The following is a 23842-nucleotide window of genomic DNA, read 5'->3' as shown; positions in this document are numbered from 1 at the left end:
ACCCGCCGAAAGCGGGTTTATTCATATTCCTGAAGCGCAGATAGGATCGCTTTTTTGTGACGCGTAACCATAGTTTTAGAAGCATTAACTGCATTTCGAACCTGTTGCATGCAAGGGTCAGTAATTCGCCCCTTCAAAATCCCACCATAATCTGTGGATATTTGCTCTTTTATAACTTCCAGATCGAACGCTGCATGCGCCTGAATGCAATTCACAAAGGAATCCCAGTCAAGGAAATCATGATCTTTTTGGTTAACAGCTACCTGACACGCCATCAATGACGCATTTTTCTGGATGAATGGGTTAACTTCAGAGTTAATCAAGAGAACCAGAAGAGGCTCACAGCAAACCACTACCATAAACTTCACTTTGGGAGGGGTAGTAAACTCGCAGTGAAGATACAAAACATCGCCAGGTGATATGCCTCTATCTCGACTAAAACTAGCCATAAATTCAGGAGGAAAGCTATCACCCAGCATAAGTATCAATATCCGTTATGAAGATAATCCAAAATCATTTCGCTATTTTGAAGCTGGCCGATGATGGATTCAAGTGGCATCTCACCATTTCTATCAGCAGATTCCCATGCAGCATCGTGGCTCATGTTTTTGATATCTTCGAAAGACATTTCACCGAGCATCTCGATTGACTTGTCGATACACTCTAAATCGGACTCACTCAGAAAATCTACATCTGGTTGACGACGAGGAACCACATTCATACCAGCGATACAGAATGCCTTACGCACTGCGTCAGTATCACATCCATTTGGAATGTAGCGACCGTCACCTCTGGCGATCTTAATGATGTCGTATGTATTACTGGCAACCGGGCCATCTTTCATGGCGTTATACTGATCGCCAGTGATGAGACGACCAAACGCCTCCAGATGAAACCGGTCCGCATAATACAAAATCTTACCAACATGGTAGATGTCAGGAATTGGTGCTTTAGAGGCGACGTACAGAATGGCCTCTAAAGCCTTTTCTGAATCGAACCTTATAGTTAGCATCAAGTTATCCTTCATCAAATGTGACTTTAAAACCTAACAACCGCAGTTGTTTTAAGTAATTTTAATACCTGTGGGCATATCCGGTCAATTTAATACCTGGGCAAATGATGCTCAATGAATAGATATGAATAGAAAAGTTACGACAACAGGTTCCCAATAGAACCCCATGATACACCAAACCAACCTACTTTACTGAACTATCCGTCCTATCGAGCATGGGCGCAATGGAGAAACGGTGTGCGGGAAAGGCAGTCTGGTGTTCTGACGACATGGCGAAGTTTTAAGCATCTGGTGGAAAAGGGGCGCTACTATAGCATAAAGAAAAGCCGGAGGCGCAACGCCTCCGGTGCCCTTTAGAACGTCATACTCAACTGCGCCCCTGCGCCCCAGGTTTCATCTTCACCGTAGAGCCCCATCAGGTCGACGTGGACCGTGTTAAACGGTGCAAAACCGACACCACCGGTAAAGACGTTACTGTCATTCCCTTTCATATCGGCACGATAACCCGCCCGCACGGCCAGCCAGCTCAGCGGCGTCACTTCCGCACCCACGCCAACATACTGCGAGGTATCTTCGCTTTTAAAGCCTTTGGTTTCTGTCAGATCGCCATCGGCGGTCAGGGTCACCAGATCGTTGTGCCAGGCGGCACCGGCCGTCACCAGCGGACGGATTTGGTAGGTGTCTTTATAGCTCACCACTTCCCCCGTGCGCCCGTTGCGGATGCGAATGTCCTTGGTGTCGATATCGCGCGACATCAGGTTTTGCCCGCTCACCCCGACCGTCCAGTGCTCGCCGAAATCGGCCGCGATACCGGCATCCACGTTAAAGCCGGTATCGTCTTTCCGGTAGCGGCTGTCGTTCCACTTGTTACTGTCGTAATCGTAAATTGAGGTGGTGTAGTTGTAGATCCAGGTTTTCTGCAGTTTTGGCGTGACACCAAGGGAAACCGGGACGCCACCCAGATCGAACTGACGGGCAATGGCAACACCATAATCGGAGACAATTGCCGCCCGGCCAGACGCCGTAGAGTTAAGGTTTTTTGTGATTTGATCAGTACCGTTTAGCGCCGCATCCAGTGCCACGCCCGCCGCCACCGCATCGCTGTTTTGGATACTGCGCAGGTAATCAATATCTTGCTGATCGATAGAAGAGCTGACGCGCCCGTGGGCATAGCCTTTCGCCATAAAGGCCACGGAGAGCACATCGTTAGGGATACTCACCGCAATCCCCGCGCCTGCCGTAGCGCGTGCGGTTTTGCCTTTGAGATAGTCCAGTTCATCGGCAAGATCTTTTGCCGCTCCCTGGAACTGATTGATTGAGCCCAGCGGGTTGGTAATCACTTCGATGGGGGTCAGGCTATCAACCACATCCTTATAGTGATTGATTTTATCGTTGATGGTATCAATCTCATCCTGAAGATTGTCTTCATCCGTCACCTGCACGCCGACGGACGGTAAAATAACCGTCACATCATCGTCCGGTTTCGCCTTTGCCAACAACGCAGGGTTGATTAACGCCCCGCTGCCATAGCTGCCCGAAGCGACGCCCGTGCCACCCATTGCGTCGCTACGTGATTCTGTCCAGGTATTGGCTGCTCCCGCCTGATTTGCCATAAACAGGGAGACAGCGATGCTAACCACCGAAAATTTAAAATGTTTTTTCACAGTATGCTCGTCTTATTGTCGTTAATAACATCACCCTGTTTGTTATCACCCAAACAGGAACGAACTATTGCTGTGAATAAGTACAAAAAGACCCGCTATTTCCTTAAGTAAAACTCCGGACAGGCCTGTTGTTATTTGTGACGGCCCTCAATATTTATAGAAGAGGAAATTATTTTTTCCCAGGTTTTCCATCGTGCGGCCCAAAGAACTGAGGGGGATGATCAACCCAGCGATCTTCACGCGTGGCGGCATACTCCGGGTTAAGCGGATAGTAGATTCGGTTGTGCTTCTTGTTAGCCTCGCCAACAACCAGTAATCGCACCTCTTCTTCGGTGTTATTAATAAAGGTATGGCAGACGCCGGTGCCAGCAGGAAACCCTACGCTGTCGCCGGGTTCAAGCTTCCACAAATAGCCGTTAATCCAGGCTTCCGGATACCCTTCCAGCACATAGATGAACTCTTCTTCGTCGCTTTCCGCGTGGGGATAGGAGGTTCGACGCCCGGGCGGCAAACGCTCGTGGTGAATACCGATTCGCCTGAGCCCCAGGTGACGAGCCAGCGGTGCACCGATGGAGAAAAGCTCGTTGCTGTCGGGATAGGTTGAATTATCTGGCTCTTCCACGCCTCGCCAGTGCCGAATACAGTCAGGTTTTTTCATCATTAATTTCCCGGTTTGCGATGGGTCAGGTATAGCACAGCCTGGCGGATCTCGGCGTTTTTACCAGAACATGGTAAAGTGAGGGTTTTCCAGCCTATAACATCCGAGGTGCTAAATGGATAAGTCCACAAAAGAGCTGTTAGCGCAGGCAGAGAAGCTGTGCGCGCAACGCAATGTGCGCCTGACTCCGCAGCGCCTTGAAGTCTTGCGTCTGATGACCCTGCAGCAGGGCGCCATCAGCGCATACGACCTGCTCGACCTGCTGCGCGAAAGCGAGCCACAGGCTAAACCGCCTACGGTCTATCGTGCGCTAGATTTTCTGCTGGAACAAGGGTTTGTACACAAGGTCGAATCCACAAACAGTTATGTGTTGTGTCATCTTTTTGACCAGCCAACCCATACGTCGGCCATGTTTATCTGCGACCGTTGTGGCGTGGTGAAAGAAGAAGGGGCGGAAGGCGTAGAAGATATTATGCATACGCTGGCGGCCAGAATGGGCTTTGCCTTGCGCCATAACGTCATTGAAGCACACGGATTATGCTCTGCGTGTGTAGAAGTGGAGGCCTGCCGGCATCAGGACGCGTGCCACCATGACCACTCTATCCTCGTAAAGAAAAAGCCGCGTTAACAGCCAAAACAAAGGCGGCCCATGGCCGCCCTCAGGGAGTACTTCCTTGTACTGTCGGGGTATCACACGGTAACCAACGGTAGTCGTTGCGTTTTTCCCAGTCGCCGACCTCTTTTTCCGCCTGGCCTTTCTCGTAACCGTAGCGTTCCTGAATTTTACCGACAAGCTGATCGCGTTTACCTTCGATGACCGTCATATCGTCATCCGTCAGCTTACCCCACTGTTCTTTCGCTTTACCTTTGAACTGCTTCCAGTTGCCGCCGATTTCGTCTTTATTCATCATCGTGTCCTCTTAGTTAAGCGTCGGGTCGTAACGTCCGTTACGTTCTTTTCTGCTGGACGTGATAATAATTGTAGTTAAGGATTCGGCAGTTGATTTCATATTCGGAATCTTTAACCGTCACGATATATCGTTGCGGGAAGGAAGCCAGGTATTGTTTTGCCAGTGCCGGTGCCAGATAAAGCCCAGTGACAGGCCTCGCAACGCGAGAAAGACCGCCAGGGAGAGCCATAAACCATGGTTACCCAGCCAGGGGAGCGTGAGCAGCGTCAGGGCAAAACCAGCCGCCGCCACCGCCATGCTGTTACGCATCTCCGCTCCTCGCGTCGCGCCAATAAACATACCGTCCAGCAGATAGCACCAGACCCCCACCACCGGCAAAATGACCTGCCAGATAAGGTAATGGCTTGCCAGCTCGCGCAGTGCAGGAAGGGAGGTGAGTAACGCAATAATCTGTTCGCCAAAACAGGCGTAAATCAGCGCGAACGCCAGCGCCACCAGCCCCGACTGCCGACAGGCCGCCCGCCAGACATCCCGCAGCTGACCACTTTCACGTGCGCCGTATGCCTGGCCGGAATGCGCTTCCACAGCATACGCAAAGCCATCCAGTGCATAGGCGGTAAAGGTCAGCAGCGTCATCAGAACGGCATTCACCGCGACGATATCTGGCCCAAGCCGGGCGCCAAAGACCGTCAGTGCGCCGAAACAGAGCTGCAGCAGCAGTGAGCGCAGCATAATGTCGCGATTAAGCGCCAGCAGAGTGCGGATATTACCTCGCCATGCACTCTTAAGCAGAGCAAGGGAGATCCCGCGCATGACAAGCACCCGCCAGACCATCCACAGACCAAGGATAAACGTCCCGTATTCGGCAATCGCCGTCGCCAGTGCCGCACCCTGCACGTTCATGTGCAGGCCCATCACCAGCCAGAGATCGAGCACGATGTTGAGGAGGTTGCCTACCACCAACAGGATTACGGGCGCGCGGGCATACTGCACGCCGAGTAACCACCCCAGCAGAACCAGATTGGCCAGCGACGCGGGCGCGCTGAGCCAGCGAATTTCAAGGAAGCGTCGTGCCTGCTCCAGTACCGCCTCGCTGCCGCCAACGATATGCAGCGCCAGATCAATCAGTGGGGTACGTAATATAGCGATTAACGCGCCTGCCCCAAGCGCCAGAATTAACGGCTGAACCAGCGCGCGCGCCAGACGCAAAGGATCTTTAGCACCGTACGCTTGCGCCGTGAGCCCGGTGGTACTCATGCGCAAAAAGAGCAGGAGCATAAAAAGGAAGCTGGTCGCCGTCGCGCCAATCGCCACGCCGCCCAGATAGATGGGTGAATCAAGGTGACCAATAACTGCCGTATCCACCAGCCCCAGCAGAGGAACGGTGATATTGGAAAAAATCATCGGCAGTGCAAGACGCCACAATGCCTTATCGGATGCCGTAAGCAGTGACATGAAAAAATACCGGGAGTGGATAAGGAATCAGGCCACGGCAGATCCGTAGCCTGTCAGGATGAGATTACAGCCATTCTCCGTTGCGAATGACCCCTACCGCCAGCCCCTCGATAGAGAAGTTTTGCTCGCGCAGGTCTACCACAATCGGGGAAAACTCGTTGTTTTCCGGCAGCAGCTGAACCGTATTACCTTGCTTTTTCAGGCGTTTAACGGTGACTTCATCATCGATGCGTGCCACCACAACCTGGCCGTTACGCACGTCTTGCGTTTTATGTACCGCAAGCAGATCGCCGTCAAGAATACCGATGTCTTTCATGGACATACCGCTTACGCGCAGCAGGAAATCCGCGCTCGGCTTGAACATGCCGGGATCAACCTGGTAGTGGCCTTCAATATGCTGTTGCGCCAGCAGAGGTTCACCTGCCGCGACGCGCCCCACCAGCGGAATGCCCGTCTCTTCTTCCACCAGCAGGCGGATACCGCGTGAAGCACCCGATACAATCTCAATTACGCCTTTACGCGCCAGCGCTTTCAGGTGTTCCTCGGCAGCGTTCGGAGAACGGAAGCCCAGACGCTGCGCGATTTCCGCACGCGTGGGTGGCATACCCGTCTGGCCGATATGATCCCGAATGAGATCAAACACCTCTTGCTGCCTGGTCGTTAACGCTTTCATTCCGCCCCCTGGGTGTATATACAGTTATGCTGTGAGTATATACAGTCAAAGGCGATTTTGGAACCAAAAACTGCACAAAAAACCAGGGACTTAATTATTCCTCGAGGCTCATCGGAAATGTGACCAAAGCAGCGTGACCCAGGTGATGACCGCAGTGATAATCGCCAGCAACACGGCAGCAGAGCCCATGTCTTTTGCCCGGCCAGAAAGTTCGTGAAAATCAGAGCCAATACGGTCCACAACGGCCTCAATAGCGCTATTAAGAATTTCCACTATCATCACCAACAGCACGGAGCCGATCAGAAGCACGCGGGTAATGGCATCAACATCAAGGAAACAGGCGATAATCACCGCGACAATCGCGGCGACACCCTCCTGGCGAAACGCGGCTTCGTTGACCCAAGCGGCGCGAAAACCTTTCCAGGAATAGCCAGCAGCTTTAATGATACGGGTTAACCCAGTGGTATTATTGGCCATTAAAAGAACCTTTTATTTGAAATAGCGTCAATAACAGGAGGCGCAACGTGTTGCGCTGTAGCCTGAAGTATGACGGGTAACAACAGTAATTTCGCGCGCTTTCTGTTATCCTTGCGCCGCAATTGCATTATTAACCAGAGGCTTTACATCGTTTATGTCTGGCTGGCCACGAATTTACTACAAATTACTTAATTTACCATTAAGCGTCCTGGTAAAAAGTAAGTCTATCCCAGCAGAACCCGCGCTGGAATTGGGGCTCGATACGTCGCGCCCTATTATGTATGTTTTGCCTTATAACTCGAAGGCAGACTTGCTGACGCTTCGCGCCCAGTGTCTGGCGCATGATTTACCTGACCCGCTTGAACCGTTAGAAGTCGACGGTACGCTGTTGCCGCGATACGTGTTCATTCACGGTGGGCCACGCGTGTTTACCTATTACACGCCAAAAGAAGAGTCCATTAAGCTGTTCCACGACTATCTCGACCTGCATCGCAGCAATCCCGATCTGGATGTGCAAATGGTGCCGGTGTCGGTGATGTTTGGTCGTCGTCCGGGCCGCGAAAAAGGGGAAGAGAACCCACCGTTACGCATGCTTAATGGCATCCAGAAATTCTTCGCCGTCTCCTGGCTGGGGCGCGACAGCTTTGTGCGCTTCTCCCCTTCCGTCTCGCTGCGCCGGATGGCCGACGAGCACGGCACCGATAAGATCATCGCGCAAAAACTGGCGCGCGTGGCGCGCATGCATTTCGCTCGTCAGCGTCTGGCCGCCGTTGGCCCTCGCCTTCCGGCGCGTCAGGATCTCTTCAACAAGCTGCTGGCTTCCAAAGCGATCGCCCGTGCTGTTGAAGACGAAGCGCGCAGTAAAAAGATTTCTCATGAAAAAGCACAGCAGAACGCCATTGCGCTGATGGAAGAGATTGCCGCGAACTTCTCCTATGAGATGATCCGTCTTTCTGACCGCATCCTGGGCTTTACATGGAACCGCCTCTATCAGGGCATTAACGTCCATAACGCCGAGCGCGTTCGCCAACTGGCGCATGACGGCCATGAAATTGTTTATGTGCCCTGCCACCGCAGCCACATGGACTACCTGCTCCTCTCGTATGTGCTCTATCACCAGGGGCTGGTGCCACCGCACATCGCAGCCGGTATCAACCTGAACTTCTGGCCAGCAGGCCCGATTTTCCGCCGCCTGGGGGCGTTCTTCATTCGTCGTACCTTTAAGGGCAACAAGCTCTACTCCACCGTATTCCGTGAATATCTGGGCGAGCTGTTCAGCCGCGGTTATTCCGTTGAGTACTTCGTGGAGGGGGGACGTTCACGAACCGGCCGTCTGCTGGATCCGAAAACTGGCACGCTGTCGATGACCATCCAGGCGATGCTGCGCGGCGGCACTCGTCCCATCACGCTGGTGCCCATTTACATTGGCTATGAGCACGTCATGGAAGTGGGGACTTACGCCAAAGAGCTGCGCGGGGCGACTAAAGAGAAAGAGAGCCTGCCGCAGATGCTGCGCGGGCTGAGCAAGCTACGCAATCTTGGTCAGGGCTACGTAAACTTCGGCGAGCCGATGCCGTTGATGACATACCTGAACAACCATGTTCCCGATTGGCGCGAGTCTATCGATCCTATCGAAGCGGTGCGTCCAGCCTGGCTGACGCCAACGGTTAACGGTATCGCGGCTGAGCTGATGGTGCGTATTAACAATGCCGGTGCCGCAAACGCCATGAACCTCTGCTGTACGGCACTGCTGGCGTCACGTCAACGCTCGCTGACCCGTGAACAGCTTACGGAGCAGCTGGATTGCTATCTTGACCTGATGCGCAACGTTCCCTACTCGGTGGATTCAACGACGCCTGCCAGCACGGCGAGCGAGCTGATCGACCATGCGCTGCAGATGAACAAGTTTGAAGTCGAGAAAGATACGATTGGCGACATCATCATTCTCCCGCGCGAACAGGCGGTGCTGATGACCTACTATCGTAACAATATCGCGCATATGCTGATGCTGCCGTCGCTGATGGCGGCGATCATTACCCAGCATCGCCGTATTTCTCGTCAGGAGCTGCTGCGTCATGTAGAGACGCTCTATCCGATGCTGAAAGCAGAGCTGTTCCTGCGCTGGAGCAAGGATGAGCTGGCGATTGAGCTGGATAAAATGACCGAGGAGCTGCGTCGTCAGGGGCTGATTACCGTTGTTAACGACGAGCTGCATATCAATCCGTCACGCTCCCGTACGCTGCAACTGCTGGCGGCGGGTGCGCGAGAAACGCTGCAGCGCTACGCTATCACCTTCTGGCTGCTGAGCGCGAACCCATCCATTAACCGCGGTACGCTGGAGAAAGAGAGCCGGACGCTGGCACAGCGCCTTTCCGTTCTGCACGGCATCAACGCCCCGGAATTCTTCGACAAAGCGGTCTTCAGTTCACTGGTACTGACGTTGCGTGATGAAGGGTTCATTAGCGACACGGGCGATGCCGAGCCGGAAGAGACGCTGAAGGTGTATCAGATGCTGGCAGAGCTGATTACCTCCGACGTGCGTTTGACGATTGAGAGTGCGACGCAGGGCGAGTGATGTGAAAAAGCCGGGTGGCGGCTTCGCCTTACCCGGCTCACAATCTGACGCTTCATATCATGCAGGCCCGGTAAGCTTCAGCGTCACCGGGCCTTTTTTTCAGCCAAAATAGCTCATCGCCAGCCCCAGGAACAGCACCAGGCCCACGTAGTTATTATTCATAAACGCTTTAAAACAGGCGTCACGCTCACGCTTTGCGATCAGCTTTTGCTGATAAGCAAACAGCAGCCCCGCCACCAGCACTGACCAGTAAAACTCCCAGTTGAGCCCGTTCAGGCGACCAATCGCCACCATCAGCGCCAGCACCGCGACCTGCAGGATACCGATAATCAGCTTGTCGTGACGACCAAACAGAATGGCGGTCGATTTAATGCCAATTTTCAGATCGTCATCGCGGTCAACCATCGCATATTGCGTGTCATAAGCCACGGCCCAGAGAATGTTCGCCAGGAACATCAGCCAGCAGCTCAGCGGTACCGACTCGCTGACCGCCGCAAACGCCATTGGGATCGACCAGCCAAACGCCGCGCCGAGCACCACCTGCGGCAGATGGGTATAGCGTTTCATAAACGGGTAGACCCATGCCAGCGCGAGGGCCGCAACGGAAAGCAGGATGGTCATGGTGTTGAGGGTTAACACCAGCAGGAAGGAGAGCAGCACCAGCACGATAAACAGCACGCGGGCCTCTTTCTCTGTGACCTGCCCGCTGGGTAACGGACGATTGGCTGTCCGTTTCACATGTCCGTCGAATTTACGATCGGCGTAGTCATTGACCACACAGCCCGCCGCACGCATCAGCCAGACACCGGCCACAAACACGCCCAGGATCCACAGCGGTGGAACGCCCGGCGTCGCCACCCATAGCGCCCATAATGTCGGCCACAACAGCAGTAGCGCGCCGATGGGTTTATCGGTACGCATTAAGCGGTGATAGGCCAGCAGCTTGTTCTGCGTCAGGCTCCACTCCATTTTTTTCTTCCTCTCAGTACAACGGCGATGCCGGTAAAAAAAGCTCCGTCAGTATTAACGGTTTACCGCTCAGGCGAAGACGGGAACGACGTCCCCACAGTTCGGCATCGCGTCCAATTTCAATAAAATCCCGGGTAAGTTCAGACGAGGTAAAAAGATACCGCCCGAGCGGGGTATTTCCCAGCCGTTGCAGTGCCAGCTCTGGCCCGGAAAGGGTGGATTCAGGCACCACGGTTCGTCCGGCGAGCCACGGCTCACCATCCGCGCAGAGCAGAATTTCACGCAACCAGTAGCGTTCTTCTTTTGGTAACAGCGGCAGCTCACTGGCAATGTCAGCGGAGGTGACAAACCCTTCCTGAATCATCGTCACCGTAACCGTCTTGCCCTGTTGCTCAAAACGTTTAGTCATGGAATCTTCCAGCAGCAACCAGTCAAGCTGCTGCGGGTCAAGCGCAGGTATTTGGTCGAAATAGCGCAGCGAACGCAGTTGCGTTAGCGCAGGGTGTGACATGCCGGACTCTCCGATACATAACGTAATGGCATTGTATCGCAGAAAAGCACATTGAGGGCGGTCAAACGTTATTTAGCGATCACTATCGCAACAATGGTGCAACAGCGCGAGCGGCACGAAAAAAAGTGCGCCCACTCAGGCGCACTAAACTACTAACAAATCAGCACTGTGGGGAAACGGTTACCCCTTGCCTTTTACACTGCTGATAAAGGTGGAACGGGCAGTGGTTGAACCTAAACGTTCGGCTTCATCAAGCAGTTTCAGCGCTTTATCGACATCGCCGCGCTTCACCGCCTGCTTAATGGCGTTGTTGAAGTATTCTTCGGTGTCGTTCAGTACCGGCTCAGCTTTCTTCGCCGGAGCTGGGGCTGCGGTCGCGGCTGCCGTAGCCGCTGGCGCGGTATAAACAGGTGCAGCGGTATTCCCCACAGTCACCGGACCTGGACCAGACGAGCCAAACAGTGGGCCAACGAGTACGCTGGAAGCGCTGTTGGTGGAAACTTTCAGTTTGACCAGGCCATCAGTGGTATGGCGGGCAAGCGGATCCTGAATATCCGGGACAGAGTTACCGGTGCCTTTGGCATAAGCTTTCGCCGGGTCAACCAGCTTTGTTGTCTGCTGCAAATCTTTCTCTGTTGTGAATACCAGCACGTAAATCTTTTGCTGACCCAGAGCAGGCGTCAGGCGCATAACGCCTTCCAGGCGGTCCGCACTCATTACGCCCGGTTCCTGATAGCTAAAATAGTCGCTCGGGAAGAACGCCGATGGCGTCATGTTTTGATCGAGGATCAAGACGTTTGGCGAAAACACACTGGTCTGTTTGTTCACTTCGCTGGTCAGCGTCAGGGTCAATTCACCAATGTTCGCCGGTACGCTATAAGCCGCAACAGGGCCAGAAATCCCCGGCACGTTCAGTTGTTGGCCACCCATAGAGAGCTGAGTCGACTGCGTTTTGGATTGATCAACCGGCGTCCATGTCAGTTGCTGGAGTGCCGCTGCCGGGATAGCGGGCGCAGCACTGGTATTTTGTGGCACGAAATTCACGTCTGCAAAGGAGACGGCCGGAACACAGGCTAACAGCCCCGCAGAGAGGCACAGCGCGACGAGACTTTTCTTCATTTTCATTGTTATTACCTCTGATAGCGTGAGCACTGCGGTGGCCAGGCAATAGCGCGCAGCACCCTAAGGAGAGAGGGGCTTGCGCCCCTCTTTTCAGGTCATTACGTCAGGTCTAACGAATTACCACCAGATTTCCATCTGGGCGCCGAAGGTCCACTCATCGTTGTCGCCACGGCTGAAGGTTTTCGCAGAGGTGTCACTGTAAGCCACACCGGAGGTGTAGCCAGTGTCGCTGTTGTTTGCGTAACCCCATTTCTCATCCCATTTCGCGTAGGTTGCGAAGACACGGATAGCCGGACGGGACCAGATGCTGTCGCCTGCCTGCCATTGTTGTGCCAGGGTGATTTTGTACTGGCTGTTCTTCTCGTCAGTTCTCTGAGATTTGACGTTGTCGTAGCCCACTTCAAGCAGGGTGCTCATGATTGGCGTCCATTTGAACATCGGACGAACACCCACAGTCCACCACTCGGTACCGTTGTTGTTGTCACGATCGATGTTCTGGTACATACCGACGTACATCAGGTCCCAACGGTCTGCCAGGGTGATTGCACCTTGGTCCAGCACACGCCACATGGAGCCATCGTTATCAACGCTACCGCCCTGTGGAATACCTTTGCCGTTAGAGGTCATGGAATCCGTACCGTACTGCAGTACGAACTTGTTGAAGCCCTTCATCATGCTCTGGGTGTGTTCAGCAGTGAACAACCAGCCATCTTTAGAAGCGCCAGGCTGCAGGTAGTAGTCGTCAGGAATGTTGGTGTGACCATAGTCAACGCCCAGTTCCAGCGTACCGCCCGGGTTGGTTTCCAGACCGGCTAAACGCACGTCGAAGACGTCGTTAGGTACAACGTTGTCATAAACACGGTCGCCGTTGGCATCACGATCGGCGAAGGTTGCAGAACCGCCTGATTCAGAAGAGCGGGTAGCTGCCAGAGAGAGTTTACCAAAGCCCAGATCGATGTTTTCAATACCGGCACCAGGACCTGAGATGTCCCAGTAGTAGAAGTCGATCATGTCGACGTTATGACGCTGATAGTAGCGCTTACCGGCCCAGATGGTGGAGCCTGGCAGCCACTCAATCAGGTTTTTACCCTGCACGTTAGCTTCACGGAAGGCCGGGCTGGTGGATTCCCAGTCGTTCTGCTGAGAAACGGAATACGCTACGTTAGTGTCGAAATAGAAGCTCTTGTCGCCCTCTTTCCACACTTCCTGGCCCAGTTTCAGCTCAGCGTACGTCTCACATTCGTTACCGAGACGGTATTTACTTTGAGCACCGGTTGCCTTGAAACATTGTTGTTCACCGCCACTCCCGGTCCAGCCAATGCCGGAACGAGCATAACCTTTAAAGTCTACAGCGCCTGCCTGGGCAGACATAATGCCTGCCGCAATGGCGAGTGCCAGAGGGACTTTGCGCAGAGTAATCATCATTCTATCTCCGGAGATCATTGCTTTTCTTTGACCACTTGACCTGTCGGTTTCGTGTCTTCTTTTGGGATTGCTTAAACGCCTGGCTCTTTGTGCAGCCGACGACATGCAGTGCCATCCTCGCGGAACAGATGGCAACGCTCTGGCGGCAAACCGATAGCGAATGTGGCACCCTCTTCTACCAACACCACGTCATTCTGGCGGTAGACCAGGTTCTGACGGATGGCGGGGATCTGGATATGAATCTGTGTTTCGTGACCAAGTTGTTCGACGACCTGAACTTCACCTTCCAGCGTCACATCGGCGATGTGGCTCGGCAGTAAATGTTCAGGACGAATACCGAGGGACATGTTGGCCCCCACCTGTACGTTGGCGCTGTCGACCGGCAGCCAGACTTGCTGGCGGTTTGGCAACACAACCTGTACCTGTTCAATGGCTGTCGCCGTGACTTTGACGGGCAGGAAGTTCATCTTTGGCGAGCCAATAAAGCCCGCAACAAAGCGGTCTGCCGGATAGTGATAAAGCTCCAGCGGTTTACCCACCTGTGCCACGCGGCCTGCGTCCAGAACCACAATTTTGTCAGCCAGCGTCATCGCTTCGACCTGATCGTGGGTGACGTAAATCATCGTGCGGCCAAGACGTTTATGAAGACGGGAGATTTCGATACGCATCTGGACGCGCAGCGCGGCATCCAGGTTAGAAAGCGGTTCATCCAGCAGGAAGACGCGTGGTTCGGCCACCAGCGTACGGCCAATCGCGACGCGCTGACGCTGACCACCGGAAAGCGCCTTCGGTTTACGCTCCAGCAGGTGTGCCAGCTGTAACACTTCCGCCACCTGCGTGACGCGCTGGTTAATCACCTCTTTTTTCGCCCCCGCCAGCTTCAGGCCAAAGGACATGTTCTCGGCGACGGAGAGATGGGGATAAAGTGCATAAGACTGGAACACCATGCCAACGCCACGTTCGGCAGGCGGAATGTCGTTCATTCGGGTATCACCAATCAGCAAATCACCGCTGGTGATGGTTTCAAGACCGGCAATCATACGCAGCAGAGTTGATTTACCGCAGCCAGATGGGCCAACAAACACCACGAATTCACCTTCGTGGATGTCGAGATTGATGTCTTTTGACACCACTACGTCGCCCCAGGCTTTCGTTACATTACGCAGCTGTACGCTCGCCATGCCCTTCTCCCTTCGTTACAACCTGTCACCGACAGAAACATTCAAGATAAGTTCACTATGGGGTATCCATTACTTTCGCGAATCCTCCACCCCCCGGCTTTTTTATGGGGGAGGAGGCGGGAGGATGAGAGAGCAGGCTCTGCGACCGCAGCTGGCGGGCTGAGGCAAAATTCGTGAAGCCACCTGCAAAATTCAGCGTGTTTTTATGTGCGCCAGCACTCATAACTTAAATTTATGCAACACAGATCACACAAACCGGGGGTGGGGCGTAGGGGTTGGGAGGATGGAAAGAGGATGTCAAATAAGGAGACTGAGTGACGTTGAACCACCTTATGTATCCACGAGCACATCACCAAAAAAGGATGGCAGATATGAAGATCAAGACTGGCGCACGCGTTTTCGCATTGTCCGCCCTTGCAGCAATGATGATTTCCGCACCGGCTCTCGCCAAAATTGAAGAAGGTAAGCTGGTTATCTGGATTAACGGCGACAAAGGCTATAACGGCCTGGCCGAAGTGGGTAAAAAATTCGAAAAAGACACCGGTATCAAAGTCACCGTAGAACACCCGGACAAGCTGGAAGAGAAATTCCCGCAGGTTGCGGCAACCGGTGACGGCCCGGACATCATCTTCTGGGCGCATGACCGTTTCGGGGGTTATGCACAATCCGGCCTGCTGGCGGAAGTCACGCCTGATAAAGCCTTCCAGGACAAACTGTTCCCGTTCACCTGGGACGCCGTTCGCTATAACGGCAAGCTGATCGCTTATCCCATTGCAGTAGAAGCCCTGTCTCTGATTTATAACAAAGACCTGGTGCCTAACCCGCCGAAAACCTGGGAAGAGATCCCGAAACTGGATAAAGAGCTGAAAGCGAAAGGTAAGAGCGCGCTGATGTTCAACCTGCAGGAGCCGTACTTCACCTGGCCGCTGATTGCTGCCGATGGCGGTTACGCGTTCAAGTTTGAAAACGGCAAATATGACGTCAAAGACGTGGGCGTGGACAACGCGGGTGCGAAAGCGGGTCTGACCTTCCTGGTCGATCTGATCAAGAACAAACACATGAACGCGGATACCGATTACTCCATCGCGGAAGCGGCGTTCAACAAAGGCGAAACCGCGATGACCATCAACGGTCCGTGGGCCTGGACCAACATCGACAAGAGCAAAATCAACTACGGCGTGACGCTGCTGCCAACCTTCAACGGCAAGCCGTCTAAACCGTTCGTCGGCGTGCTGAGCGCAGGTATCAACGCCGCCAGCCCGAACAAAGAGCTGGCGAAAGAGTTCCTCGAAAACTACCTGCTGACCGATCAGGGTCTGGATGAAGTGAACAAGGACAAACCGCTGGGTGCCGTTGCGCTGAAATCCTTCCAGGATCAGCTGGCAAAAGACCCACGTATCGCGGCAACCATGGATAACGCCCAGAAAGGCGAAATCATGCCGAACATCCCACAGATGGCCGCGTTCTGGTATGCCACCCGTACTGCGGTGATTAACGCCGCAAGCGGTCGTCAGACTGTCGATGCCGCGCTGAAAGATGCGCAGGGTCGTATTACTAAGTAATGCCGTAGTCCCCTCTCCCTCTGGGAGAGGGTTAGGGTGAGGGTTGTCGCTATCCGCACGCCCTCACCCCGGCCCTCTCCCCCAGGAGAGGGAGAAAAGATCAAACGTTGTAGAGGAAGAACCCCATGGATGTCATTAAAAAGAAACATTGGTGGCAAAGCGACGTGCTGAAGTGGTCAGCGATCGGTCTGCTCTGTCTGCTGGTGGGTTACCTTGTTGTTTTAATGTACGTACAAGGGGAATATCTGTTCGCCATCATGACGCTGATTTTAAGCTCTGCTGGCCTGTATATTTTCGCCAACCGTAAGGCATATGCCTGGCGTTATGTCTATCCGGGCGTGGCCGGGATGGGGCTGTTTGTCCTGTTCCCGCTGATCTGTACTATCGCTATCGCATTCACTAACTACAGCAGCACCAACCAGCTCGCACAAGAGCGCGCCACTCAGGTGCTTCTGGACCGTTCTTATCAGGCAGGCAAGACCTTCAACTTTGGTTTGTATCCTGCGGGTGACGAATGGAAATTAGCACTGACTGACGGCGAGAGCGGCAAAACCTATATTTCCGACGCTTTCAAATTTGGCGGCGAGCAGAAGCTGGCCTTAAAAGAGGCCCCTGCCCTGCCGGAAGGCGAACGCGCTAACCTGCGTATCATTACCCAGAACCGTCAGGCGCTCACTCAGCTCACCGCCGTATTGCCAGACGAAAGCAAAGTGACCATGAGCTCGCTGCGCCAGTTTTCCGGCACGCAGCCACTCTATACCCTGGCGGATGACGGCACGCTGACGAATAACCAGAGCGGCGTGAAGTACCGTCCGAACAACGATATTGGTTTCTATCAGTCTGTAAACGCCGACGGCAGCTGGGGCGATGACAAACTCAGCCCGGGCTATACCGTGACCATCGGCTGGGACAACTTTACCCGCGTGTTTACCGACGAAGGGATCCAGAAGCCGTTCTTTGCTATCTTCGTCTGGACGGTGGTCTTCTCCGTATTGACGGTACTCCTGACCGTTGCCGTGGGTATGGTGCTGGCCTGCCTCGTGCAGTGGGAAGCCCTGAAAGGCAAAGCGATCTATCGCGTGCTGCTGATCCTGCCGTATGCCGTACCGTCGTTTATCTCAATTCTGATTTTCAAAGGGCTGTTTAACCAGAGCTTCGGTGAAATCAACATGATGCTGAGCGCGCTGTTCGGCATCAAACCGGCCTGGTTCAGCGACCCGACCACCGCCCGTTCCATGATTATCATCGTCAACACCTGGCTGGGTTATCCGTACATGATGATCCTGTGCATGGGCCTGCTGAAGGCTATCCCGGACGACCTGTACGAAGCCTCGGCAATGGATGGCGCGGGTCCGTTCCAGAACTTCTTTAAGATTACGCTGCCGCTGCTCATCAAGCCGCTGACTCCGCTGATGATTGCCAGCTTTGCCTTCAACTTTAATAACTTCGTGCTGATTCAGCTGTTGACCAACGGTGGCCCGGATCGTCTCGGTACCACCACGCCAGCCGGCTATACCGATCTGCTCGTGAGCTACACCTATCGCATCGCCTTTGAAGGCGGCGGCGGTCAGGACTTTGGGCTGGCGGCAGCGATTGCCACCCTGATCTTCCTGCTGGTTGGCGCGCTGGCGATAGTGAACCTGAAAGCCACACGTATGAAATTTGACTAAGGAGGGCATCGATCATGGCTATGGTACAACCCAAATCTCAGAAACTGCGCCTCCTGGCGACGCATTTAGGGCTGCTGATTTTTATTGCGACGATCATGTTCCCGCTGCTGATGGTCATCGCCATCTCCCTGCGTTCGGGTAACTTCGCTACCGGCAGCCTGATCCCGGACGAAATCTCCTGGGAGCACTGGAAGCTTGCGCTGGGCTTCAGCGTGGAGCATGCCGATGGCCGTGTTACCCCGCCGCCGTTCCCGGTACTGCTGTGGCTGTGGAACTCGGTGAAAGTGGCCACCATCACCGCGATCGGCATCGTGACGCTCTCCACCACCTGTGCGTACGCCTTCGCCCGTATGAAGTTCCCGGGCAAGGCCTCACTGCTGAAAGGGATGCTGATTTTCCAGATGTTCCCGGCGGTACTGTCTCTGGTCGCGTTGTATGCCTTGTTTGACCGCCTGGGGCAGTATGTGCCGTTTATCGGCCTCAACACCCACGGCGGTGTGATCTTCGCCTATCTTGGCGGCATCGCCCTGCATGTGTGGACCATCAAAGGCTATTTCGAAACCATCGACGGCTCGCTGGAAGAAGCGGCGGCGCTGGATGGCGCGACACCATGGCAGGCGTTCCGTCTGGTTCTGCTGCCGCTGTCGGTGCCTATCCTGGCGGTGGTATTTATCCTGTCGTTTATCGCCGCCATCACCGAAGTGCCGGTCGCGTCTTTGTTACTGCGTGATGTGAATAGTTACACCCTGGCCGTGGGTATGCAGCAATACCTCAACCCGCAAAACTACCTGTGGGGCGACTTTGCCGCGGCGGCCGTACTCTCTGCCATCCCGATTACCGTGGTGTTCCTGCTGGCGCAGCGCTGGCTGGTCAACGGCCTGACGGCGGGCGGTGTGAAAGGTTAAGTTTCATCTGTTATGCCACTGCAACCCTCAACTTTAGACGTATTGTATTAACCCAACTTGTGACTGTTGTTAGGCGCTCTTCGGAGCGCCATTTTTTTATGGGTCAGACACGCACAAAGTCAGTCTCAAAGTTAAAGGTATGCCAGAGATGGCGGGCGCAGGAGTATTCAAACAGCTTGCCGTTATCGAGAAATGCCGTCTGCTCCACCTGAATAAGCGTGGTGGGTTCGGTCAGCTCCAGCCACACCCTTTCCTGCTCGCTGGCGTTTCGCCCGGTGACTTTCATATGTGCGCTATGGACGGTACACCCCAGCTCATGGGTAATGTACGCGTAAATGGAATGCTGAACATGGCTCAGAGCCAGACGAGGAAACAGCGCGACAGGCATCCAGGTGTACTCCACGATGGAAGGGATCTCCGCTATGACGCGTACTCTGTGGATTTCATGCACCAGTTCACCCTCAGGGATTTGCAATTTTTGCGCGATATCGGCAGAGGCAGGCACGGCGGTATATAGCTGCACGCGAGTGGTGAGGGTTTTCCCCTGAGTGGCGCAGCGCTGCGCGGTGCCTATCAGGTGTGAGTTGCTTGCCGCAGAAACCTGGCGCTTAACAAACGAGCCTAGCCCACGCTTGCGCAGCACCAGTCCCTCACGGACGAGCAAATCCAGCGCTTTGGTGATGGTTAGCTCGCTACATTCAAATTCAGCGGCGAGCCTTGCCCCTTCGGGCAATTTTTTGTCGGGAGCATAGATGCCCACCACAATGCGCCGCCGCACTTCATGGTAGATCTCCATATACTTAGGCATAACGCTCTCCGCAAACGGCCCCTTACAGGGCCGACTCAAATTAACGAGACAGGGATGCAGCCATACGCACCCAGGTGTGCCGTCGGCCACGGATAGCGAGGGATAAGGCATTCAGCGCTTCCGGGTCGGCCATGCCTGCCACCCCTGCGTCGCCAAAATTATGCATGTCGCTACCGCAACGTTTACTGGCCAGGCCAATGTCGCGCACCGTAGCACAATCCGCACCTTCCTGACTACTGCTCAGCGTGGTGATGGCAAGCCCTCCCAGCGACTGCACTGCCTGCGCAATGTGGCTGACGCGTCCTTCCGATGCCCCCCGGCATCCGCCTGGTGCCGAAAAGATAGCGCCATCTGCGTCTGCACTGATATAGCCAGCATACTCCTGGGGTTGCGCCAGCCCGGAATTATAAAATTTCGCGGCCAGAATCAGCTTATCGGTTTGCGCCCTGAGCGCCGCTATCGCCTGACACATACGCCCGGCCGTCACCCCGGGCTTGTCATAGCCGGTCAGGCAGTAAAAATCCGCATGCCGCACTGCCTCCAGATGCGCAGGCAGAAAAGCGCCGGGGCTGGAGAGATCGTCTGCGGGCAGGACTTCAAAATTGACGCCTGTTAAACGCCCCGTCAGGCATTTCACCTGGCTGACAGGATCGGCGCCAAAACGTTCTTCTCCGCCGTTCAATGCGGGCCGCTGAAAATGGATCCCCTTGAGCAGCAGAAGGTCGGCGCCAAACGCGCACAACAATTCCGCATTCGTCACCTCTGCAAACAGCGGGGGCGCCTGCACGGCAATTTCGGCCATAATGACGCGCCCTTCGCTGGCGCTGATGGCATCTCGTAAGCTATCGCCGGTAATGGGGCCACGAAAGTCGCTGGCCCGGCAATTCAGAAGCCGTTTCATCTTTACGCCTCCTCTTCGAGAGAAACGATGGCAGGCGTTGGCTGTTGAAATGCCTTTTGCAAAATGTCGAGATTGGTTAACGCTTCATGCTCGCTGACATAGTTGGCCTTGCCTGAGGAGAGTGTGTCGTAAAGCGCGTCATAAACGCGTCCGTAGTCGCCGGGTACCGCCGACAGTTCCTCCCGGACAGAACATCCTGCGTCATCGATATACTCCAGCACCGCGCATTCACGATCTTCACCAAACCCTGGGTGCCCTGGCATAATGCCCGCCTTCAGGCTGGTTTCCTGCTGGTCGATACCATAGCGAATAAACGAGCCTCGCGTACCGTGTACCGTGAATCTCGGCGCGGGTATTTTCACCAGATGGCTGGTTTTCACGATCGCGGTCGTCTTCGGGTAATAGAGGTGAACAGTGAAGGCGTCGTCAGGGTTGAGCGGGTTTCTCTGGCGCTGAAGATGGTACCCGACCTGCTGCGGACGCCCCAGCAGGGCGATAATTTGATCGAGCGTATGCACGCCAAGGCCATAAAACGCGCCGTCGAAATAACTGCCGGGACAGGTTTCCGACGCCGGGCGAAAATAGTCAAAATGGCTTTCGATCTCGACAATTTCCCCCAGTTTACCGCTCTCAATCGCCTGTTTCATGGTCAAATAACAGCTATCAAAACGTCGGTTCTGAAACGGAGAGACGGTTAAGCCCTTTTCTCTCGCCAGAGCAAACAGCGTTTTCGCTTCTTCTGGGGTGGTTGTAAAAGGTTTCTCGACCAGCACGTTTTTGCCATGTGCCAGACATAGCCGGGCATACTCAAAATGGCTATCAGGATGGGTGCAAATAACCACCAGCTGAAGCGTATTGTCTTCCAGAATATCCTGCAGCCGGGAGGTAAAACAGATGTGTTGATAGTGCGGCTGCGCTTCAACCTCTGGCTTACGCGCAATATCATAAATACGCTTTACGTTGTATTTATCCTTGCGGCATAAAACATAAGGGAGATGATAGCGCGTGGCGCTTTTACCAAAGCCAATATAGGCGCAGTTAATCATACGGATTCCTTTTTAAAGTATGGCAGGGCGGCATGAATTACCGCCGGTCCATCAAGTTTGCTGAAGTGCTGAGGGTCAAGGGGGATCACCGGGCAGTGGTGATTGATATCCTGAAGAATGGTTTCCTGGAGATACGCGATTTGCGGACCCAGCAAAATAAGCTGGGCATTTTTATATTCATCGACCAGTTTACCTGCATTCACGGCATACACGTTGAGCGTACAATTCTGGCTTTCGCAATATTTTCGCATTTTGCTGGCCATCAAAGAGGTCGACATGCCTTCATTGCAGGCCAGAATAATGGTTTTCCCATCCAACCGATGAATATCATTGTCCTCCTGCGGCGTTATTTCTGACTCAGAGGCGAGAGTATTAATTATCGTTTCATTGCTGCGTTTGATTAACGAACGCTCATAGGCGGTTAAAAAAGGTAAATAGATTACGACTCCAAGCGCTAATAGCAGGATCTGCAAAATGACATTACGAAAATCACCGCCGGATCCGAGCCAGCCAGAAATAAGCGGAGGCACTGACCAGGGAACGTAGGCAACAATTTTTGAGACCCACCCCAGGCGGTTGCAAAGTACGCGATTGTGAAATTAATCTGCGGATAAAGGATAAAAGGGATCATCATTAACGGGTTGTAGAGTACCGGGAAACCAAAAATGACCGGCTCGTTAATATTAAAAATGCCTGGGGCAATCACCGTTCTGGAAAAGTTACGGTGGCTGGACATATGGCTTCGAACAAACACTGCCAGCAGCAGGGCCAGCGTGCTCCCGGTTCCTCCCATATGACCATACAGATCGCGAAATGGCAGAACGATAATATGGGGTGGGATCTTCCCGCTGGCAAAGGCGGACATGTTTTCCTGCATCGCTACCAGCAAGGGAGGTTCAAGAATGGGATTAATAATCCCACCCGGATGTATCCCCAACGAAAAGAGAAGATTTGTCAGGGTCGTTAACACCAGAAAACCGGATAAATTAGTCGTTAAATGTACCAGCGGCGCCTGGATGAGATGCTGAATCAGCGCCGGGATTTCAGTATGAAGGAAAAGATTAACGCTAAATGCAACCAGCGCGAAAATAGCGACGGTTAACATAATGGAAAACATCGACTGGAAGGATTGCACCACCATGGAAGGCACATCATCTCCTAGCCGGATCTGTAATTTTTTATTTTTCGAAATCCATAAAAAAAGATTTGTTGATAACACCGCCGTCAGTATTGCCAGAAAGACACCGCCAGCATTGGTACTGCCATAGGAGACCATTCCGGTAAGCCGAACCTGCTGACCATCGGCCAGAGTTTGCACGGTTTCAATGGGCATTAATGCATAAAACACCGCCAGCGCAACCATAGCGGGAATGACTGGCGTGGGGTGTTTTTTCTTACTGGCAATATGATACGCAATTAATATCACCAGCATCAGCGATAAAATATTCATTGTTCCGTTAAGAACGCGCTCGCCAATATTGCGTAGCTGTACCAGGGTGTCAGTGGATAACAGACCGCTCAATATGCCTTTCGGATCGAGAAAAACATAATTAAGCATAATGAAGAGTCCAGCCAGGACAAGGAACGGGACAGAAATAATAAAACTGTCCCGTAGACTTCGAAGATGGACTTCTGATGCCAGCTTTTGCGAGACGTCAGTTATCCGCTCCAGTATTGAAGAGTGGGCCATGCAGATCACCTGTCGAATAGATTAAGTATGTGGCAGTTAATTTCAGTACCGCGTATTCCTGAACTGCCACACATTTAAAACTATATAGTTTTAAATTAAATCTATATAGATCACATTTTGACCGCATCTCTTCCGCGTCAGAGCGCCTATTCGCGCTTCAGCCGCTTCGAATTACACAACCAGAGCGTGATCACCAGCAGCAGGATCGCCGCCGAGTAGATCAGTACATCAAGGGGAGATTTATGATCGACGATGATCAGCCGCACTATCGCGGTGATCCCAATGTAGACAAAATAGCGCAGCGGGAAGTGAAAGCCTGACTGGAAATACTTCACAATCAGGGCGATAAATTCAAAGTAGAGAAAGTAGACCACCAGGCCTTCCACCAGCGCATATTTGCTGGTTTGCTCGGGGGCGAACAGTACATCCGCCAGATGCACCGTCTCTTTACCCAAAAAGACGACCAGGATCAGGCCAAGGCTCAGCAGACCGAGGTTGAGCACGGTCTGGAGGATAGTTGAGATGAACTCAACGCGCGGGCGAGTCAGGGATGTCATACAGCACCTCATTCTCCAGGGCGAGGTTCCTGTATAACGCAAAAATGTGACGTGGATCTATATTTTTTAA

24 protein-coding genes and 1 pseudogene are annotated in these 23842 nt (G+C 53.6%); 5 read left to right on the top strand and 20 right to left on the bottom strand.

What is annotated here, in order from left to right:
• Positions 1–17: 17 nt before the first annotated feature.
• From HX884_RS08030 to HX884_RS08015, 4 genes are all read right to left on the bottom strand, one after another.
• Positions 18–479: a hypothetical protein gene (locus HX884_RS08030; RefSeq protein WP_032620638.1), complete on the bottom strand. Its 462-nt coding sequence runs from the start codon at positions 477–479 to the stop codon at positions 18–20.
• Between the two features lie 5 nt (positions 480–484).
• On the bottom strand, positions 485–1012 hold the full coding sequence (locus tag HX884_RS08025; protein ID WP_032620640.1) for a Panacea domain-containing protein: 528 nt from the start codon (positions 1010–1012) through the stop codon (positions 485–487).
• 353 nt (positions 1013–1365) lie between these two features.
• Positions 1366–2625: a conjugal transfer protein TraF gene (gene traF, locus HX884_RS08020; RefSeq protein WP_201747483.1), complete on the bottom strand. Its 1260-nt coding sequence runs from the start codon at positions 2623–2625 to the stop codon at positions 1366–1368.
• 220 nt (positions 2626–2845) lie between these two features.
• Positions 2846–3334 carry a cupin domain-containing protein gene (locus HX884_RS08015; protein ID WP_095908423.1) on the bottom strand — a complete coding sequence of 163 codons (489 nt, stop codon included), beginning with the start codon at positions 3332–3334 and terminating at the stop codon, positions 2846–2848.
• Positions 3335–3449: 115 nt separating this feature from the next.
• On the opposite strand from HX884_RS08015, the gene zur reads away from it, so the two are divergent.
• Positions 3450–3962 carry a zinc uptake transcriptional repressor Zur gene (gene zur / locus HX884_RS08010; RefSeq protein ID WP_013095057.1) on the top strand — a complete coding sequence of 171 codons (513 nt, stop codon included), beginning with the start codon at positions 3450–3452 and terminating at the stop codon, positions 3960–3962.
• 31 nt (positions 3963–3993) lie between these two features.
• Here the strand turns inward: zur and HX884_RS08005 are convergent, their stop codons facing one another.
• From HX884_RS08005 to HX884_RS07990, 5 genes and pseudogenes are all read right to left on the bottom strand, one after another.
• Positions 3994–4242, bottom strand: coding sequence for a CsbD family protein (locus HX884_RS08005; protein ID WP_178327949.1), 249 nt, complete (start codon positions 4240–4242; stop codon positions 3994–3996).
• Between the two features lie 49 nt (positions 4243–4291).
• Positions 4292–4366: pseudogene (locus HX884_RS27500) on the bottom strand (hypothetical protein); the annotation flags it as partial.
• On the bottom strand, positions 4363–5700 hold the full coding sequence (dinF, locus tag HX884_RS08000; protein WP_038418457.1) for an MATE family efflux transporter DinF: 1338 nt from the start codon (positions 5698–5700) through the stop codon (positions 4363–4365). The gene dinF and the pseudogene HX884_RS27500, both read right to left, overlap by 4 nt.
• Positions 5701–5764: 64 nt before the next feature.
• Positions 5765–6373, bottom strand: coding sequence for a transcriptional repressor LexA (lexA, locus tag HX884_RS07995; protein WP_013095053.1), 609 nt, complete (start codon positions 6371–6373; stop codon positions 5765–5767).
• Between the two features lie 108 nt (positions 6374–6481).
• Positions 6482–6850 carry a diacylglycerol kinase gene (locus tag HX884_RS07990; RefSeq protein WP_013095052.1) on the bottom strand — a complete coding sequence of 123 codons (369 nt, stop codon included), beginning with the start codon at positions 6848–6850 and terminating at the stop codon, positions 6482–6484.
• A 154-nt stretch (positions 6851–7004) separates the two neighbouring features.
• Between HX884_RS07990 and plsB the strand changes: the two genes are divergently transcribed.
• Positions 7005–9425, top strand: coding sequence for a glycerol-3-phosphate 1-O-acyltransferase PlsB (plsB, locus tag HX884_RS07985; RefSeq protein ID WP_013095051.1), 2421 nt, complete (start codon positions 7005–7007; stop codon positions 9423–9425).
• A 99-nt stretch (positions 9426–9524) separates the two neighbouring features.
• Here plsB and ubiA read toward each other — a convergent pair whose 3' ends face one another.
• From ubiA to malK, 5 genes are all read right to left on the bottom strand, one after another.
• Positions 9525–10394: a 4-hydroxybenzoate octaprenyltransferase gene (gene ubiA / locus HX884_RS07980; RefSeq protein WP_013095050.1), complete on the bottom strand. Its 870-nt coding sequence runs from the start codon at positions 10392–10394 to the stop codon at positions 9525–9527.
• A 13-nt stretch (positions 10395–10407) separates the two neighbouring features.
• Positions 10408–10905 (bottom strand): chorismate lyase, encoded by a 498-nt coding sequence (ubiC, locus tag HX884_RS07975; RefSeq protein ID WP_013095049.1) that lies wholly within the window; start codon positions 10903–10905, stop codon positions 10408–10410.
• Positions 10906–11085: 180 nt separating this feature from the next.
• Positions 11086–12030, bottom strand: coding sequence for a maltose operon protein MalM (gene malM, locus HX884_RS07970; protein WP_178327948.1), 945 nt, complete (start codon positions 12028–12030; stop codon positions 11086–11088).
• A gap of 114 nt (positions 12031–12144) precedes the next feature.
• The gene (locus tag HX884_RS07965; RefSeq protein WP_178327947.1) at positions 12145–13452 is read right to left on the bottom strand and encodes a maltoporin; all 1308 of its coding nucleotides are present in this window, start codon (positions 13450–13452) and stop codon (positions 12145–12147) included.
• 71 nt (positions 13453–13523) lie between these two features.
• Positions 13524–14633, bottom strand: a complete 1110-nt coding sequence (gene malK / locus HX884_RS07960; RefSeq protein ID WP_178327946.1) for a maltose/maltodextrin ABC transporter ATP-binding protein MalK — start codon at positions 14631–14633, stop codon at positions 13524–13526.
• A 371-nt stretch (positions 14634–15004) separates the two neighbouring features.
• Here malK and malE point away from each other — a divergent pair, with 371 nt between their 5' ends.
• The 3 genes from malE (at position 15005) to malG (ending at position 18770) form a co-directional block, all read left to right on the top strand.
• Positions 15005–16195, top strand: coding sequence for a maltose/maltodextrin ABC transporter substrate-binding protein MalE (malE, locus tag HX884_RS07955; protein ID WP_014830274.1), 1191 nt, complete (start codon positions 15005–15007; stop codon positions 16193–16195).
• A 125-nt stretch (positions 16196–16320) separates the two neighbouring features.
• Positions 16321–17865 carry a maltose ABC transporter permease MalF gene (malF, locus tag HX884_RS07950; RefSeq protein ID WP_020686620.1) on the top strand — a complete coding sequence of 515 codons (1545 nt, stop codon included), beginning with the start codon at positions 16321–16323 and terminating at the stop codon, positions 17863–17865.
• Positions 17866–17879: 14 nt separating this feature from the next.
• The gene (gene malG / locus HX884_RS07945) at positions 17880–18770 is read left to right on the top strand and encodes a maltose ABC transporter permease MalG (protein WP_178327945.1); all 891 of its coding nucleotides are present in this window, start codon (positions 17880–17882) and stop codon (positions 18768–18770) included.
• A gap of 103 nt (positions 18771–18873) precedes the next feature.
• Here malG and HX884_RS07940 read toward each other — a convergent pair whose 3' ends face one another.
• From HX884_RS07940 to psiE, 6 genes are all read right to left on the bottom strand, one after another.
• Positions 18874–19578: a GntR family transcriptional regulator gene (locus HX884_RS07940; protein ID WP_038418451.1), complete on the bottom strand. Its 705-nt coding sequence runs from the start codon at positions 19576–19578 to the stop codon at positions 18874–18876.
• 40 nt (positions 19579–19618) lie between these two features.
• A complete protein-coding gene (locus HX884_RS07935) occupies positions 19619–20479 on the bottom strand; it encodes a hypothetical protein (protein WP_178327944.1) in 861 nt (286 codons plus the stop codon).
• 2 nt (positions 20480–20481) lie between these two features.
• The gene (locus tag HX884_RS07930) at positions 20482–21525 is read right to left on the bottom strand and encodes an oxidoreductase (RefSeq protein WP_058660669.1); all 1044 of its coding nucleotides are present in this window, start codon (positions 21523–21525) and stop codon (positions 20482–20484) included.
• Positions 21522–21998 (bottom strand): PTS sugar transporter subunit IIB, encoded by a 477-nt coding sequence (locus HX884_RS27175; protein WP_241692334.1) that lies wholly within the window; start codon positions 21996–21998, stop codon positions 21522–21524. The genes HX884_RS07930 and HX884_RS27175 overlap by 4 nt, the downstream gene beginning before the upstream one ends.
• Positions 21980–23215, bottom strand: a complete 1236-nt coding sequence (locus HX884_RS07925; RefSeq protein WP_249166247.1) for a PTS sugar transporter subunit IIC — start codon at positions 23213–23215, stop codon at positions 21980–21982. Before HX884_RS07925 ends, HX884_RS27175 begins: the two co-directional genes overlap by 19 nt.
• Before the next feature lie 146 nt (positions 23216–23361).
• Positions 23362–23772 (bottom strand): phosphate-starvation-inducible protein PsiE, encoded by a 411-nt coding sequence (gene psiE, locus HX884_RS07920; RefSeq protein WP_000202963.1) that lies wholly within the window; start codon positions 23770–23772, stop codon positions 23362–23364.
• Positions 23773–23842 lie beyond the last annotated feature (70 nt).

Source organism: Enterobacter sp. SECR19-1250, assembly GCF_013391025.1.
In the GTDB taxonomy this organism is placed as follows: domain Bacteria; phylum Pseudomonadota; class Gammaproteobacteria; order Enterobacterales; family Enterobacteriaceae; genus Enterobacter; species Enterobacter cloacae.
The sequence above is the reverse complement of the archived record's forward strand: the minus strand, read 5'-3'. Positions and strand labels throughout refer to the sequence as shown.

What these genes read in the sequence shown, in the direction of transcription:
- HX884_RS08030 (WP_032620638.1), bottom strand. Translation starts at nt 479, where the DNA reads ATGCTGGGTGATAGCTTTCCTCCTGAATTTATGGCTAGTTTTAGTCGA.
- HX884_RS08025 (WP_032620640.1), bottom strand. Translation starts at nt 1,012, where the DNA reads ATGCTAACTATAAGGTTCGATTCAGAAAAGGCTTTAGAGGCCATTCTG.
- traF (WP_201747483.1), bottom strand. Translation starts at nt 2,625, where the DNA reads ATGGCAAATCAGGCGGGAGCAGCCAATACCTGGACAGAATCACGTAGC.
- HX884_RS08015 (WP_095908423.1), bottom strand. Translation starts at nt 3,334, where the DNA reads ATGAAAAAACCTGACTGTATTCGGCACTGGCGAGGCGTGGAAGAGCCA.
- zur (WP_013095057.1), top strand. Translation starts at nt 3,450, where the DNA reads ATGGATAAGTCCACAAAAGAGCTGTTAGCGCAGGCAGAGAAGCTGTGC.
- HX884_RS08005 (WP_178327949.1), bottom strand. Translation starts at nt 4,242, where the DNA reads ATGAATAAAGACGAAATCGGCGGCAACTGGAAGCAGTTCAAAGGTAAA.
- dinF (WP_038418457.1), bottom strand. Translation starts at nt 5,700, where the DNA reads ATGTCACTGCTTACGGCATCCGATAAGGCATTGTGGCGTCTTGCACTG.
- lexA (WP_013095053.1), bottom strand. Translation starts at nt 6,373, where the DNA reads ATGAAAGCGTTAACGACCAGGCAGCAAGAGGTGTTTGATCTCATTCGG.
- HX884_RS07990 (WP_013095052.1), bottom strand. Translation starts at nt 6,850, where the DNA reads ATGGCCAATAATACCACTGGGTTAACCCGTATCATTAAAGCTGCTGGC.
- plsB (WP_013095051.1), top strand. Translation starts at nt 7,005, where the DNA reads ATGTCTGGCTGGCCACGAATTTACTACAAATTACTTAATTTACCATTA.
- ubiA (WP_013095050.1), bottom strand. Translation starts at nt 10,394, where the DNA reads ATGGAGTGGAGCCTGACGCAGAACAAGCTGCTGGCCTATCACCGCTTA.
- ubiC (WP_013095049.1), bottom strand. Translation starts at nt 10,905, where the DNA reads ATGTCACACCCTGCGCTAACGCAACTGCGTTCGCTGCGCTATTTCGAC.
- malM (WP_178327948.1), bottom strand. Translation starts at nt 12,030, where the DNA reads ATGAAAATGAAGAAAAGTCTCGTCGCGCTGTGCCTCTCTGCGGGGCTG.
- HX884_RS07965 (WP_178327947.1), bottom strand. Translation starts at nt 13,452, where the DNA reads ATGATGATTACTCTGCGCAAAGTCCCTCTGGCACTCGCCATTGCGGCA.
- malK (WP_178327946.1), bottom strand. Translation starts at nt 14,633, where the DNA reads ATGGCGAGCGTACAGCTGCGTAATGTAACGAAAGCCTGGGGCGACGTA.
- malE (WP_014830274.1), top strand. Translation starts at nt 15,005, where the DNA reads ATGAAGATCAAGACTGGCGCACGCGTTTTCGCATTGTCCGCCCTTGCA.
- malF (WP_020686620.1), top strand. Translation starts at nt 16,321, where the DNA reads ATGGATGTCATTAAAAAGAAACATTGGTGGCAAAGCGACGTGCTGAAG.
- malG (WP_178327945.1), top strand. Translation starts at nt 17,880, where the DNA reads ATGGCTATGGTACAACCCAAATCTCAGAAACTGCGCCTCCTGGCGACG.
- HX884_RS07940 (WP_038418451.1), bottom strand. Translation starts at nt 19,578, where the DNA reads ATGCCTAAGTATATGGAGATCTACCATGAAGTGCGGCGGCGCATTGTG.
- HX884_RS07935 (WP_178327944.1), bottom strand. Translation starts at nt 20,479, where the DNA reads ATGAAACGGCTTCTGAATTGCCGGGCCAGCGACTTTCGTGGCCCCATT.
- HX884_RS07930 (WP_058660669.1), bottom strand. Translation starts at nt 21,525, where the DNA reads ATGATTAACTGCGCCTATATTGGCTTTGGTAAAAGCGCCACGCGCTAT.
- HX884_RS07925 (WP_249166247.1), bottom strand. Translation starts at nt 23,215, where the DNA reads ATGGCCCACTCTTCAATACTGGAGCGGATAACTGACGTCTCGCAAAAG.
- psiE (WP_000202963.1), bottom strand. Translation starts at nt 23,772, where the DNA reads ATGACATCCCTGACTCGCCCGCGCGTTGAGTTCATCTCAACTATCCTC.